Annotated in this window: 9 protein-coding genes and 1 pseudogene; 4 read left to right on the top strand and 6 right to left on the bottom strand. The window is 69.9% G+C overall.

Features of this window, described 5'->3' with window-relative positions; genetic code table 11:
* Window positions 1-118, top strand: a pseudogene (locus ACX12L_RS08890) (IS5/IS1182 family transposase); the annotation flags it as partial.
* A gap of 294 nt (window positions 119-412) precedes the next feature.
* Complete coding sequence (locus ACX12L_RS08885) at window positions 413-4,042, top strand: EAL domain-containing protein (protein ID WP_459262315.1); 3,630 nt, start codon at window positions 413-415, stop codon at window positions 4,040-4,042.
* Window positions 4,043-4,107: 65 nt separating this feature from the next.
* Here ACX12L_RS08885 and ACX12L_RS08880 read toward each other — a convergent pair whose 3' ends face one another.
* On the bottom strand, window positions 4,108-4,911 hold the full coding sequence (locus tag ACX12L_RS08880; protein ID WP_459262314.1) for an IclR family transcriptional regulator: 804 nt from the start codon (window positions 4,909-4,911) through the stop codon (window positions 4,108-4,110).
* A gap of 182 nt (window positions 4,912-5,093) precedes the next feature.
* Here ACX12L_RS08880 and ACX12L_RS08875 point away from each other — a divergent pair, with 182 nt between their 5' ends.
* Window positions 5,094-6,065, top strand: a complete 972-nt coding sequence (locus ACX12L_RS08875; RefSeq protein WP_459262313.1) for a tripartite tricarboxylate transporter substrate-binding protein — start codon at window positions 5,094-5,096, stop codon at window positions 6,063-6,065.
* A gap of 9 nt (window positions 6,066-6,074) precedes the next feature.
* Here the strand turns inward: ACX12L_RS08875 and ACX12L_RS08870 are convergent, their stop codons facing one another.
* The 5 genes from ACX12L_RS08870 to ACX12L_RS08850 are packed head-to-tail and all read right to left on the bottom strand — an operon-like array spanning window position 6,075 to window position 12,221.
* Window positions 6,075-7,103 (bottom strand): acyl-CoA dehydrogenase family protein, encoded by a 1,029-nt coding sequence (locus ACX12L_RS08870; RefSeq protein WP_459262312.1) that lies wholly within the window; start codon window positions 7,101-7,103, stop codon window positions 6,075-6,077.
* A gap of 4 nt (window positions 7,104-7,107) precedes the next feature.
* Complete coding sequence (locus tag ACX12L_RS08865) at window positions 7,108-8,295, bottom strand: acyl-CoA dehydrogenase family protein (RefSeq protein WP_459262311.1); 1,188 nt, start codon at window positions 8,293-8,295, stop codon at window positions 7,108-7,110.
* Window positions 8,296-8,322: 27 nt separating this feature from the next.
* Window positions 8,323-9,288, bottom strand: a complete 966-nt coding sequence (locus ACX12L_RS08860) for a tripartite tricarboxylate transporter substrate binding protein (protein WP_459262310.1) — start codon at window positions 9,286-9,288, stop codon at window positions 8,323-8,325.
* A 39-nt stretch (window positions 9,289-9,327) separates the two neighbouring features.
* The gene (locus ACX12L_RS08855; protein ID WP_459262309.1) at window positions 9,328-11,421 is read right to left on the bottom strand and encodes an acetate--CoA ligase family protein; all 2,094 of its coding nucleotides are present in this window, start codon (window positions 11,419-11,421) and stop codon (window positions 9,328-9,330) included.
* The gene (locus ACX12L_RS08850; protein WP_459262308.1) at window positions 11,421-12,221 is read right to left on the bottom strand and encodes an enoyl-CoA hydratase; all 801 of its coding nucleotides are present in this window, start codon (window positions 12,219-12,221) and stop codon (window positions 11,421-11,423) included. Before ACX12L_RS08850 ends, ACX12L_RS08855 begins: the two co-directional genes overlap by 1 nt.
* 93 nt (window positions 12,222-12,314) lie before the next feature.
* Here ACX12L_RS08850 and ACX12L_RS08845 point away from each other — a divergent pair, with 93 nt between their 5' ends.
* Entirely contained in the window at window positions 12,315-13,079 is a 765-nt protein-coding gene (locus ACX12L_RS08845; RefSeq protein ID WP_459262307.1) for an IclR family transcriptional regulator, read from the top strand.
* The last annotated feature ends 61 nt before the right edge of the window (window positions 13,080-13,140 follow it).

Here is a 13,140-nt window from a genome sequence, read left to right as displayed (position 1 = left end):
CAGCTTTGCCTGGCTGGAGAAGAACCGCAGGCTGTGGAAGAACTGCGAGCGCCTGCTCAACACCAGCCTGCAGTTCATCCACTTGGCGTTCTTGGCGTTGCTACTCAGGAGATCGTAAACAGGTTCTAAGATTCCCGGCACATGACCGCGGGTGTTGTTTCGGCGTCAATATGGACTTTCCTCCCATGATGTAACATTACGTAAAAAACAATCTCGCCTGCTCGCCCCTGCGGCGTGAGGAGCCCCATGCCGTGCCACTGAACCGTCCTGCCCCGTCGCGTGAAGGCCCTGCCATTGCCGCAGGTGGCGCAGCGCCCTGAAAGAGAAAAAGCATGGCCGCAGGCTCGCGTTTCTCCAGGCGGTTGCGCCCGTTCTCCAGCGCTGGCCGGCGCATGACACCGGGCTGCGCCGCATGACCGACATCAGCGCCATCGAGCTCATGGAGCGGCAGACGCAGGAAGAGGCCCTGGCCCACGCGCACCTGCTGCGCGCGCAGCAGCGCATCGCCGATCTGCAGCAGCCCCTGGAGCAGGTGCTGGAACAGGCCGCGCGCGCCGCCTGCGAAATCACCGGGGGGGCGGGGGCCATGATCGCGCTGCGCGGGGAGGCGCCGCTGGACGTGCAGGCCCGCGCGGGCGAAGCGCCCCAGCCCCCGCCGGAAGCCCTCCAGGCGCTGTGGCGGCGCCTGGAGCAGCTGCCGGGCGAGGCCGGCGACATGTCCGCCGGCCATGTGCAGGACATGCAGGACATGGAAGACGGCGCGCCGGCCCGCCACTTCGTCGCCATTCCGCTGCGCACGGACGCGGCCGTGGCCGGCATGCTGCAGGTCATTGCGGCACCGGGCCAGCGCTTTGCGCCGCGCCACCTGGAGCACCTGTGCGTCCTGGCCGAGTCCCTGGGCGCGATGGTGCAGCTGCGCCGCGTGCATGGCCAGCTGTGCGCTTCCGAGCGGCAATACCGCAGCCTGTTCGCCGAGCACCCCCAGCCCATGTGGGTCTGCGAGCGCGACAGCCTGCGCCTGCTGCTCGCCAACCACGCCATGGCGCGGCAATACGGCTACGACGCGCACGAGCTGCCGGGCATGGACATGCGCATGCTCTGGCCGCCGGAACACCGGGACGAGGCCGACGGCGCCATGGCCATGTGCTCCGACGAGCGGGCCGCCCGCTCCCCCGCGCTCTCGCCCACCGTCTGGCACCACAGGCGCAAGGACGGCACGCGCATCGACATGGAGGTCTTCGTCGGCGACACGGAGTTCGACGGCCGTCCCGCCTGGCAGATACTGGCCAACGACATCACCGAGCGCCGCCGCATCGAGGAGGAACTGGTGCGCCTGAACCGGGCCAAGCGCCTGCGCAGCGCCTGCAGCGAGACGCTGGTGCGCGCCACCAGCGAGGCCGACCTGCTGCATGCCGTGTGCCGCGCGGCCGTGGAGATCGGCGGCTACCGCATGGGCTGGGTGGGCATGGCGCGCGACGACACGCGCAAGCGCATTGAGGTCGTGGCGCACGCCGGAGCTGCCCAAGGGTATCTGGAGCACATGCAGCTGAGCTGGTCGCCGCACGAGGACGGCGGCCAGGGCCCGGCCAGCGTGTGCCTGCGCAGCGGCCGCACGGTGATCGTGCGCGACGTGCAGGACAGCCCGGCCCTCAAGGGCTGGACCGAACGCATGGCCCGGCTTGGCTTTCATGCCGTGGTGTGCCTGCCGCTGCGCAATGCGCGGCGCACCTTCGGCCTGCTGACCCTGTACGCGCCCCAGGTGCTGCATGTGGGCCCGCAGGAGACGCAGCTGCTCGAAGCCATGACCGCCGACCTGGCCTTCGGCATCCAGAACCTGCGCGCCCGCGCCGAGCAGCAGCGCCTGCAGGCCGCCATGGTGAAGGTGGCCACGGCCGTTTCGGCCGGCACGGGAGGGGCGTTCTTCGAGCGCCTGGCGCACCACATGGCCGACACGCTCTCGGCGCAGGTGGCCTGCGTGGTGCGGCTGCAGGCGCCCGTGCGGGGCCAGGTCCTGCAGGCCGTGACGCTGTCGCATGTCAGCGACGGCGTGGCGCAGGCCACGGGCGCCTACGCGCTCGAAGGCACGCCCAGCCAGGAGCTGCTGCGCCAGGACCAGCTCGTGATCAGCGACCACCTCACGCAGCGCTATCCCCACGACGGCGCACTGGCGCGCGCCGGCATGCGCAGCTACGTCGGCCGCCAGCTCGCCAGCAGCGACGGCACGCCCATGGGCATGGTGATGGTGATGTTCCGCGAGCCGCTGGCGCAGGTGGAATTCGTCTGCAGCGCGCTGCAGATCTTCGCCGCGCGCGCATCGGCGGAGCTGCAGCGCCAGACGGACGACATGCGCATACGCCACCAGGCCTCGCTGCTGGACAGGGCGCGCGACGCCATCATCGTGCGCGACCTGGAGCACCGCATCACCTTCTGGAACGAGGGGGCCGAGCGCATGTACGGCTGGAGCCGCGAGGAAGCGCTGGGGCGCTCCATGGCCAGCCTGCTGCACCACGACCCCGGGGACTTCCTGCACGCCACCGCCCAGGTGCTGCAGCGCGGCGACTGGAGCGGCGAGATCACGCAGCGCGCCCGCGATGGCCGCTCCATCGAGGTCGAAGGGCGCTGGACCCTGGTGCTGAGCGAGCAGGGCGAGCCCGAATCCATCCTGACCATCGACTCCGACATCGGGCCGCGCAAGAACCACGAGCGCGAAATCCAGCGCCTGGCGTTCTTCGACCCGCTCACCGGCCTGCCCAACCGCGCGCAATTCATGCAGCGCATGGGCCATGCCCTGGCCACGGCCCGGCGCCAGCACCAGGGCGGGGCGCTGCTGTTCATCGACCTGGACAACTTCAAGACCCTGAACGACACCCTGGGCCACGACCAGGGCGACCGGCTCTTGCAGATGGTGGCCCAGCGGCTCTCCACCTGCGTGCGCAGCGTGGACACGGTGGCGCGCCTGGGCGGCGACGAGTTCGTGGTGCTGCTGGAGCAGCTCACCGTCCAGGCCGCGACCCTGGCCGAACATGCCAACAAGGTCGGCGAGAAGATCCTGAACGTGCTGTGCGCGCCCTATGCGCTGGCCGGCCACCAGTACCGCAGCACGCCCAGCATCGGCATCGCGCTGTTCGGCGACACGCCGGCCAGCATGGGCGAGCTGCTCAAGCAGGCCGACCTGGCCATGTACCAGGCCAAGACCGCGGGGCGCAGCACGCTGCGCTTCTTCGACCCGGGCATGCAGCGGACGGTAGACGAGCGGGCGGCCCTGGAGGCGGACCTGCGCAACGCGCTGTCGCAGCAGGAATTCGCGCTGCACTACCAGCCCCAGGTGAACGCCCGCGGAGGGATCATGGGCGTGGAAGCCCTGCTGCGCTGGACCCACCCGCAGCGGGGCATGGTCCCGCCCGCGCAATTCATCCCCGTGGCCGAGGAAACCGGCCTCATCCTGCCGCTGGGGCGCTGGGTGCTGCACAAGGCCTGCACCCTGCTCGCGGCCTGGCAGAAGTTCCCCGGAATGGCGCACCTGACCATGGCGGTGAACGTGAGCTCGCGCCAGTTCCGCGACCCGGGCTTCGTGGGCGACGTGGCGCGCGTGCTGGCCGTCACCGGGGCGCCGCCAGCGCAGCTCAAGCTCGAACTGACGGAAAGCCTGCTGGTGGAGGACATGGTGGCCACCATCGCCACCATGGAGGCGCTGCGCGCCCACGGCGTGGGCTTCTCGCTGGACGACTTCGGCACGGGCTATTCCTCGCTGGCCTACCTCAAGCGCATGCCGCTGGAGCAGCTCAAGATCGACCGGAGCTTCGTGCGCGACCTGCTCAGCGACGAAAACAACACGACCATCGTGCGCACCATCGTCGCCCTGGCGGCCAGCCTGGGCCTGGACGTCATCGCCGAGGGCGTGGAGACCGACGCGCAGAGCGACTGGCTGGCCCGCGCGGGCTGCCAGGGCTACCAGGGCTACTTCTTCAGCCGCCCGCTGCCCCCGGACCAGCTCGACGGCCTGCTGCGCGCGCACCTCGGCCCGCCCGGCGGCGCGGGCTGATTCAGTATCAAAAATGCCCCCAGCGCTTGCTGCAAAAGCGCTACAAGCTACTTTTTTGATAGTTTTCAGGCATCGTCGCTGCGCACGAACGACTCCAGCCCCCTGACCATGCGCGCGAGCTGCGGGCCGATCTCCTGCTCCAGCAGCTCGCGCGGGAACTTGCTGGCCGAGCCGCCCGCGTTGAAGGTGATCACGCGCCCGTCGGGCTGGCGGATGGCGGCGCCCACGCCGGCGATGTCGGTCTGCCAGTCGCGCACCACCACGGTGAAGCCGCGCGCCTGCCAGTGGGCGCAGCCGGCCTCGATGGCCTGGCGCAGCTGCGGCCAGCGCGCGCCCTCGGCCTGGCGGATCTCGGCCAGCAGCCGCTCGCGCTCGCGCGGCTCCATCACGGCCAGCAGCGCGTGGCCCATGGCCGTCTCCGCGACCGGGATGCGCGAGCCCAGGTCCAGCCCCAGCGACAGCGGCGCGCCCGAGCGGCAGTTCTCCACGTACAGCACCGACAGGCCGTTGCGGATGCCCAGCGACACCGAGATGTCGTAGCGGTCCGCCAGGTCCTGCATGTAGGGCCGGGCGATGCGCCGCAGCTTGAGGTTGGACACCATGGTGATGCCCAGCGCCGCCAGGCTGTCGCCCAGCGCGTACTTGCCGCTCTCGCGCGAATGGCGCAGGTAGCCCAGCACGCACAGCGTGTAGGCCAGGCGCACCACCGTGGGCTTGGGCAGGCCGGTGCGCGCGGCGATCTCGGCGTTGGTCAGCCACTTCTCGTCCACGTGGAAGCAGGCCAGCACGTCCAGCCCCCGGGCCAGCGCGGTCACGAAGCGGCGGCTGTCCGCGCCCTCGTCGAAGTCGATGTTCCGGGTTCTGGCCATGGGTTTCTCCAATTAATTTCTCTCAGCGGAATTATTTTATGACGCAATGAATGGGACTATTTGCGTATTTCCTTATGGATAGAAAAATTCCTCTGGGCGATACTTATCATTTCTCCGGAAGAATTCCATTTTTAGTTTCGCAGAGAGAAATAACCACCACACCCTGACCCGAGGCCTCCTCCATGAACCCGCCCCTCCTCTCCCGCCGCACCCTGGCCCTGCTGCTGGCCGCCGGTTTCGCCGCCGGCCCCGCCCTGGCGCAGGCCGACCGCTTCCCGAGCCGCCCGATCAAGGTGCTGATCGGCTTCACGGCCGGCGGCTCGACCGACGTGCCGTTCCGCGTGCTCGCGGAAAACGCCTCCAGGATCCTGGGCCAGCCGGTCATCATCGAGAACAAGCCCGGCGCCGGCGGCGTGCTGCCCGCGCAGACGATGCAAAACACCCCCGCGGACGGCTACACGCTGGCGCAGATCCCGCTGCCGGTGTTCCGCCTGCCCTACACGCAGAAGATCCACTGGGACCCGGCCACCGACCTGCAGTACGTGATCGGCCTGGCCGGCTACGCCTTCGGCCTGGTGGTGCCCGCGGACTCGCCCATCAAGTCCATGCAGGACTACATCGCCTACGCCAAGGCCCACCCCGGCAAGCTGAACTACGGCACGCCGGGCGCGCTGACCACGCTGCACCTGACGATGGAGAACATCGCCATGCAGGCGGGCGTGACGCTCAACCACATCCCCTTCAAGGGCAACTCCGAATCGCTGCAGGCAGTGCTGGGCGGGCACGTGATGTCGGTGGCCGACACGCCCGGCTGGGCGCCCTACGTGGAGCAGGGCAAGCTGCGCCTGCTGTCCACCTGGGGCGACAAGCGCTCGGCCAGGTTCCCGAACACGCCCACGCTCAAGGAAGTGGGCATCAACCTGGTGCAGACCTCGCCGTTCGGCCTGGCCGTGCCCAAGGGCACGGACCCCAAGGTCGTGCAGGTGCTGCACGACGCGTTCAAGAAGGCCATGGAGATGCCCAACTACAAGGAGTCCCTGGCGAAGTTCGACATGGACACCTACTACATGGACAGCGCCACCTACCGGCAGTACGCGCTGGACACGATGAAGACGGAGAAGGCCATCATCGACAAGCTCGGCCTGGGCAAGTAGGCGGCACCTTCACGCCAGCGTCAGCATCTCGACCTGCACAAGAGCACGCGAGGCGCCACCCAGGCGCGCGGCCAGGTGTTGCGCGCGCTTGAGGAACAGGTGCGCGTCGTGCTCCCAGGTGAAGCCCATGCCGCCGTGCACCTGGACGGCAGTGCGCGTGGACTGCAGGGCGCCATCGATGGCCGTGTACTCGGCCACGGCGCAGGCGAAGCGGGTGTCCGGCAGATCGCCATCGAGCGCGGCCGCAGCGTAGAGCACGGCCAGGCGGGCGTTGTCCATGCCCATCCAGGCATTGGCCAACTGGTGCTTGAGGGCCTGGTAGCTGCCGATGGGCTTGCCGAACTGCACGCGTTCCTTCGCATGGGCGCTGGCCATGTCGAGCGCCGCTTGCCCCACGCCCGCCAGCTCGGCCGCCAGCATCAGCCGGTGGGCGGCGCGGGCATGCATGCGCGGCCGCGCCGGAACGTCCAGCGTGTGCCACTGCAGCGGCATCCGGGCTGCGGCGCCCTGGCGCAGCGTGGGGTCCAGCGCCGGCGCCGCGGCCACCTGCGCGGCGTCCACCAGGGCGATCCGCAGTGGCGCCGCGCCATCGTGCCAGCCGCGCACCACGACGATGTCGCTGCACTGGCCCGCATGGTCCCACCAGGCGTCGGTGCCGGCCACGCAGTGCAGGGCGCGCGTGCCGGCCGCGGCGGCCTGCACCGCGTCGCGCAGCAGGGGGGGCCCGTCGTGGGGCGCGGCCTTGAACCACAGCGCGAGCAGCACGGCGCTGCTGGCCCAGGGCAGGTTCAGCAGCTGGCGGCCCGCTTCCTCGGCCACCAGGCTGGCTTCTGTCAGCCCCAGTTCCAGGCCGCCGTGCGCTTCGGGCAGCAGCAGGGCCATCCAGCCCATGGCCGCCATGTCCTTCCACAGCCGCTGCTGCGCGCCGTCGCTCCAGGGCAGGGCGCGGCGTGCGCGCGCCAGCGGATGGTGGTCGGCCAGGAAGCGGCGGGCCGATGCCTGCAGCATCTGCTGCTCTTCGTTCAATGCGAAATCCATGGGGTCACCTCGGCAGGCCCAGCATCTGCTCGGCCAGGATGTTGCGCTGCACTTCCGAGGTGCCCGCGAGGATGGTCTCGGCGCGCGTCCACAGGTAGTCGCGCGCCCACAGCGCCGCGGCCGGGTCGGCGCCCGCGGGCCCGGGGCCTTGCAGGGCCCGCTCGCCCAGCAGTTCCATGGCAATGTTCATCATTTTCTGGTGCGCCTCGCTCCAATGCAGCTTGGTGGACGAGCCCTCTGCCCCCGGCGGGCCGCCGCGCAGCGCATGGGTGAGCGCGCGCAGGCCCTTGAGCCTGAGCACATGGCTGTCCACGGCCAGGCGGGCGATTTCGCGGCGCAGGTGCGGGTCCTGCAGTGCGCTTTCGCCGCCCTCGCGGGAAATGCCCGCCGCGAGCCGCCCGAGCGCCTCGACCTCCTGCGCGAAGCGCACCTGGCGCGGGATGAAGTAGGTGCCGCGCTCGAAGCTCGCGGCCGCCATGGCCAGGCGCCAGCCGCCGTTCTCCTCGCCCACCAGGGCATCGAGCGGCACGCGCACGTCCTCGAAGAAGACTTCGTTGAAGTCGGCCTCGCCGGTGATCTGGCGGATGGGCTCCACGCGCACGCCGGGGCTCTTCATGTCGACCAGCAGGAAACTGATGCCCTTGTGGCGCTGCGCGCCGGGGTCGGTGCGGGCCAGCACGAAGCAATGGTCGGCGATGTGCGCGAACGAGGTCCAGATCTTGTGGCCGTTGAGCACATAGTGGTCGCCCCGGCGCTCGGCGCGCGTGGCCAGCGCCGCCAGGTCGGAGCCCGCGCCGGGCTCGGAATAGCCCTGGCACCAGACCTCGCGGTTGGCGAGGATGCCGGGCAGGTAGCGGGCCTTCTGCGCCGCGCTGGCGAAGTGGATCAGCGTGGGGGCGAGGATGCCGTGGCCGATGATGTTGACGCCCAGCGGCGCGCCGATGCGCGCCTGCTCCTCGTGGAAGATGGCCTGCCGCGTGAGCGGCCAGGCCTTGCCGCCGTACTCCAGCGGCCAGCCCAGGCCCGACCAGCCGGCCTGGCACACATAGTCCTCCCAGGCGCGGCGCCAGGCCAGCTCGTTGGGGTCGGGCGGGACGGGCCAGTCGGCCTTGAAACGCGGGTAATGGGTCTCGAACCATTCGCGCAGCGTGAGGCGGAAGGCTTCGTCTTCCGCCGGGTAGCCCACTTGCATGCGTGTTTCTCTTTCCGGTTTTCCCTGTCAATCCGCCTTGGCGCCCGAATCCTTGACCACCTTGGCCCACTTGACGATGTCCCGCCTGATGAAGTCGGCGAACTGCTGCGGCGTGTTGCCGATGATGTCCAGGCCCAGCGCGCGGAATTTTTCCTGCACCTCGGGCTCCTTGAGCACTTCCATCAGCTCGGCATGGAACCTGTTCACCGCGGCCGCAGGCGTGCCTGCGGGCGCCACGAAGCCCAGCCAGGGCATGGCCTCGTAGCCGGGCAGGCCGGATTCGGCGACGGTGGGCACGTCGGGCAGCAGCTTGGAGCGCTGGGCCGTGGTCACGGCCAGCAGGCGCGTCTTGCCGTCCTTGACGAACGGGCCGGACGAGGCCCAGGCGTCGAACATGACCTGCAGGTTGCCGCCCACCAGGTCCATCAGGGCCGGGGCGCTGCCCTTGTAGGGCACATGGGTCATCTTCACGCCGGCCATGGTGTTGAACAGCTCGGACTCCAGGTGGGTCGAGGTGCCCGCGCCCACCGAGCCGTAGTTGGCCTTGCCGGGGTTGGCCTTGATCCAGGCGATGAGCTCGGCCACGTTCTTGACGGGAATGCTGGGGTGCACCTCCAGCACGTGGACCACGGAGGCGACCAGCGAGATCGGCGTGAAGTCCTTGACGGGGTCGTAGTTGACTTTGGCGTAGAGCGCCGGCGCAATGCCCAGCGAGGAGGCGGCCAGCAGCACGGTGTGACCGTCGGGCTGCGCCCTGGCCACGTGCTCGGAGGCGATCATGGTGCCGGCGCCGGGCTTGTTCTCCACGATCACGGGCTGGCCCATTCGCTTGTTCAGGCGCTCGGCCAGGGTGCGCGCCATGATGTCGGTGGCACCGCCGGGCGCGAACGGCACGACGATGGTGACGGGCTTGCTGGGGTAGTTCTGGGCCTGGGCAGGGCCGCACAGGGCCGCGGCGGCGAGGGCGATGCCCGCCATCAGTTGTTTGATCATGGGTTTGTCTCCTGGTGCTTGTGGTGGTGAAAAGAAAAATCATTGACCCGAGGGGACCGCCAGCGCGTCGAGCATGCAGGCCCCCTGGCCCGCCTCCTTGACGAGCAGCGGGTTGACCTCGACCTCGGCCACCTGGTCGCCCAAGGCGAGCACGGCGCGCGAGAAGGCGGCGATCGCGGCGCACGCGGCATCCACGTCGCCCGGCGGGCGGCCGCGGTAGCCGGCAAGCAGCGGAAAGGCCTTGAGCTCGCCCAGCATCTCGCGGGCCATGGCCTCGTCCACGGGCAGCACGCGGTGGCTCACGTCCTGGTAGAGCTCGGTCAGCACGCCGCCCAGGCCGACGGTGAGCGTCATGCCGAACACCGGGTCGCGCGTGGCGCCCACGATGAGCTCGGCCACGCCGGACTCCATCCTGCAGACGAGGACGCCCTCGATGCGCGCCCGCGGGTCGTGGCGGCGGCAGCTGGCCAGCACTTCGCCGAAGGCCTGGCGCACCTGGGCGGCGTCCGCCAGGCGCAGGCGCACGCCGCCGGCCTCGGTCTTGTGGGCGATGTCGGGCGACAGCACCTTGATCACCACCGGATAGCCGAGCGCATCGGCCGCCGCCGCCGCTTCGTCGGCCGTGGCGGCCACGCGCTCGGGGGCGGCGGGTACGCCATGCTGTGCGAGCAGCCGCTTGGTGCGGTATTCGTCCAGGCTGTCCGGCAGTGCCGCGCGGGCAGGGGCGGATTGCCGGCGCACGGCCATCCAGCGGTTGCACCGGCGCCGCTCCTGCCACAGCAGGAAGGGCGCGAGCGCCGAGGTCGCCACGCCTATGTCCTCGAACACCGGCACGCCGCCGGCGCGCAGCTGCTCGCGCGCCGTGGCGGCGCCGGTGTCTATGGCCACGAACAGCTTGGGGTACTGCCGCGACACGGCGCACAGGTCGTCAGCCATGCGGTCGAGCAGGTAGCCCGGCGCGTAGACGAGCACGGTGTCCACCGCATCGCTTTGTGCCAGCGCCTGCATGGCCGTGCGCACGAAGCCGGGGTCGTTGACCACGTTGCCCGTCACGTCCACGGGGTTGGAGACCATGCCGTAGTCGGGAATGCCCGCGCGCAGCTGGTCCTGCAGCGCCTGCGGCAGCGTGGGCACCTCCAGGCCCGCGCCGATGAACTTGTCGGCCAGGATGGCGCCCAGCGCGCCGCTGATGGTGATGATGGCCACGCGCCGGCCCGCGCGCCTGTGGCGGTAGCCCGCCAGGTGCGCCAGCTGCGCCATCTGCACGAAATCGTGGCTCTGGATGATGTCCAGCTGCCGGAAGGCGGCCCGGTAGACGGCCTGGTCGCCCGCCAGCGCCGAGGTGTGCGAGCGCACGGCCTGCGCGCCCTTGTCGGTCTCGCCCGCCTTGTAGAGGATGAGCAGCTTGTCGCGCCTGGCGAACTCCTCGGCCGCGGCGATGAAGCGCGGGCCGTCGCGCAGCTCCTCCATGTAGCCCATGCAGACCTGCGTGGCAGCGTCCTGCGCCAGGTATTCGAGGTACTGCGCGAAGTCCACGCAGGCTTCGTTGCCGGTGTTGACGAAGTGGCTGAAGTCCACGCCCAGGCGCCGCGCAATGGCATACACCGCCGCGCACACGTTGCCGCTTTGCGTGAGCAGGCTCACGCTGCCGGGGCCCTGCTGCATGGGCGCGGTGTTGAACACCGAGGCGAAGCTGGTGTGCGCCCGGCTGTTGAGGTTGGCGAAGCCCATGAGGTTGGGGCCGGCCACCACCATGTCCGTGGCGGCCACGCAGGCTTGCATTTCGGCCTGCAGCGCGGCGCCCTGGGTGCCTTCCTCCGCGAAGCCGGCGGCGTAGACGATGGCCGCTCGCGCACCCTTGGCCGCGCAGCGCCGGAGCATGGGCGTCACCTCAGCCGCCGCGATGGCCAGCACGACGAGGTCGGGCGCCTCGGGCAGCGATTCGATGTCGGGCCAGCAGCGCAGGCCGAACACCTCCCCGTACTTGGGATTGACGGGATAGACCGCGCCCTGGTAGCCGAACGTGGTGAGGTGGGCGATGGGCATGCCGCCGATGCGCGCGGCGTTGTTGCTCGCGCCCACGATGGCGATGGACGCCGGGTTCAGCAGCGGTTCGAGACGGTGCGCGGACATCACCCGGCCTTTTCGGGGTTCTTCTGGATCGCGTTGGCCAGGCCCCGGTCGCGCGCGGTGAGGAAACCTTCGCTCAGGTGCGACAGCTGGTGCGTGTCGAAATGCGCGGCCAGTGCCGTGCGCAGGCCCTGGGCGTCCAGCGTGCGGTTGATCGAGCGCTTGATCAGGCGCAGGCCGAAGGGCGGCGCCTTGGCGATCTGCTGCGCCAGCGCCAGCGTGGACTCGCCGAGCTCGGCATCGCTCACCACGCGGTTGACCATGCCGATGGCGTGCGCCTCGGCGGCACTGAGCCTGCCGCCCGTGAACAGCAGTTCCTTGGCCTTGCGCGCGCCCATCACCCAGGGGTGGATCAGCACCTCGGTGGCCGCCGCGCCCAGCGTGTGGCCCACGGGGTCGGAAAAATACGCCGACTCGCTGGCCACCACCAGGTCGCACATGTTGGCGATCATGAAGCCGCCGGCCACGCAGGCGCCCTGCACCTGGGCGATGGTGGGCTTGGGAAAGTCCCAGATGCGCAGCGAGTAGTCGAAGTAGCGCAGCTCCTCGTAGGCCCAGCGCTCCTCCACCGTGAAGTTCGCGCGTTCGGCCTGGGCCTGCTTGAGGTCGTGCCCGGCCGAGAAGTGCGCACCCTTGCCGCCGATCACCACGGCGTGCACGCCGCCGTCGCTGCGGGCGTCGTCCAGGGCGGCCATCAGCTCGTCGAGCATCTGCTGGTTCTGGGCATTGCGCTGGGCCTCGCGCGCCAGCAGGATGCGGCGCACCGCGCCGTGGTTTTCTATTTCGAGGGTGTCAAACGCCATGGGGCTGTCTCCATTGGATCGGTAGCAGGGCTGCGGCAGTCTAGACTTGCGAATTCCTGCATCACAAACAACAACAGACTTTTTTCCCACAATATGGATACATCACAGGGAACCGCCGGCGCGCAGAGCCTGCGCCGGGCATTGCAGCTGCTGCGCCTGCTGGCGCAGCACCACGAGGACGGCATCCGCCTCACCGAGGTCATGGCCGCCTCGGGCCTGGAGCGCTCCACGGTCCACCGCCTGCTGTCCTGCCTAGTGGAGGAGCAGTTCGCCGAGCGCGACCCCGGGAGCAAGGCCTACCGCCTGGGCCTGGACGCGATGCAGCTGGGCTTCGCCTCGATGCGGCGCGTGCCGCTGGTGGACCACTGCCGCCCGCTCATGCAGCGGCTGGCGCGCATGTCGGGCGACACGGTATTCCTCGTGATACGCCAGGGCGACTACTGCCTGTGCCTGCACCGCGAGGAGGGGCACTTCCCGGTCAAGGTGTTCACCACCGACGTGGGCGGGCGCCGGCTGCTGGGCCTGGGCGCGGGCGGGCTGGCGCTGATGGCGCGGCTCTCCGACGCCGAGGTGGAGCGCATCTTCGACCGCCACGTGGAGGAATACACCCAGGCCGGCTTCACGCGCGAGCGCCTGTTGCAGGCCGCGCGGCGCACGCGCGCCACAGGCTACGCCGACATCGTGGACACGCTCACCGTCGGCGTATCGGGCGTGGGCGCCACGTTCGCGGCATCGCCCGGCACGCTGGCCGCCATCAGCTTTGGCGCCATCACGCCCCGCCTGCCGCCCGAGCGCAAGCAGGACATGGCGCGGCTCCTCATGGACCAGCTGGCGTCGAATCAGGCCCGAGGCGCCTGAAGCGCATCGACACGGGCAGCCCTGCTGTTATCCCATCAAGGTATTTATCAATACATGGTGG

It is taken from the genome of Alicycliphilus sp. T452 (assembly GCF_054512775.1).
Note: the sequence above shows the minus strand (reverse complement) of the source record. Positions and strands in the feature narration are given on the sequence as shown.

Bases quoted from the DNA above. Each gene is read 5' to 3' on its own strand.
- ACX12L_RS08885 (WP_459262315.1), top strand. From the start codon at position 413: ATGACCGACATCAGCGCCATCGAGCTCATGGAGCGGCAGACGCAGGAA.
- ACX12L_RS08850 (WP_459262308.1), bottom strand. From the start codon at position 12,221: ATGGCGTTTGACACCCTCGAAATAGAAAACCACGGCGCGGTGCGCCGC.
- ACX12L_RS08870 (WP_459262312.1), bottom strand. From the start codon at position 7,103: ATGGATTTCGCATTGAACGAAGAGCAGCAGATGCTGCAGGCATCGGCC.
- ACX12L_RS08845 (WP_459262307.1), top strand. From the start codon at position 12,315: ATGGATACATCACAGGGAACCGCCGGCGCGCAGAGCCTGCGCCGGGCA.
- ACX12L_RS08865 (WP_459262311.1), bottom strand. From the start codon at position 8,295: ATGCAAGTGGGCTACCCGGCGGAAGACGAAGCCTTCCGCCTCACGCTG.
- ACX12L_RS08855 (WP_459262309.1), bottom strand. From the start codon at position 11,421: ATGTCCGCGCACCGTCTCGAACCGCTGCTGAACCCGGCGTCCATCGCC.
- ACX12L_RS08875 (WP_459262313.1), top strand. From the start codon at position 5,094: ATGAACCCGCCCCTCCTCTCCCGCCGCACCCTGGCCCTGCTGCTGGCC.
- ACX12L_RS08860 (WP_459262310.1), bottom strand. From the start codon at position 9,288: ATGATCAAACAACTGATGGCGGGCATCGCCCTCGCCGCCGCGGCCCTG.
- ACX12L_RS08880 (WP_459262314.1), bottom strand. From the start codon at position 4,911: ATGGCCAGAACCCGGAACATCGACTTCGACGAGGGCGCGGACAGCCGC.